Raw genomic sequence first — 467 nt, forward strand, 5'->3', positions numbered from 1 at the left:
GTGCTGGCCTCGAGGATGACGGAATTCAGGTCGGTCTTGATCAGGCTGACCGAGCGGGCCGCCTCGAAGATCGCCTCAAGTTCCTGCTGCCGCTGTTGAAGCTGCTCGCGCAGCTGCTGCTCGGCCTGCTCGGCGCGGCGGCGCTCGGTGATGTCCACGCCCACCGACTGGATGTGGCTCAGTGTGCCGTGCTCATCGAAGAATGCGCGGTTGGTCCAGAGGGTCCAGTAGATTTGGCCGTCCGCGCCGGGAATGCTGTTCTCGAAGTGGCCTACCGGCTCCTGAGGAGTCAGCCTCGCCAGGTGCGCTCGTGCCTCGTCGCGCTCATTGGCGGGCAGGAAGTCGATCCAGCGGTGTCCGAGCAGCTGATCCGGTTCGGTCTGCAGATGCGCTGCCAGGGCGGGGTTGGCATAGGTGATGGTGGTATCGGGCAGGAAGCGCTCAATCATCAGCGGCTGGTTCTCGAC

1 protein-coding gene is annotated in these 467 nt (G+C 64.7%); it reads right to left on the reverse strand.

The window, feature by feature from the left end:
• The coding region (locus LRF89_RS13360; RefSeq protein WP_238637392.1) for a PAS domain-containing protein at positions 1-449 on the reverse strand (449 nt) is incomplete at its 3' end.
• Positions 450-467 lie beyond the last annotated feature (18 nt).

Origin of the sequence: Halorhodospira sp. 9621 (assembly GCF_022228055.1) — a bacterium.
Taxonomy (GTDB): Bacteria; Pseudomonadota; Gammaproteobacteria; order Nitrococcales; family Halorhodospiraceae; genus Halorhodospira; species Halorhodospira halophila_A.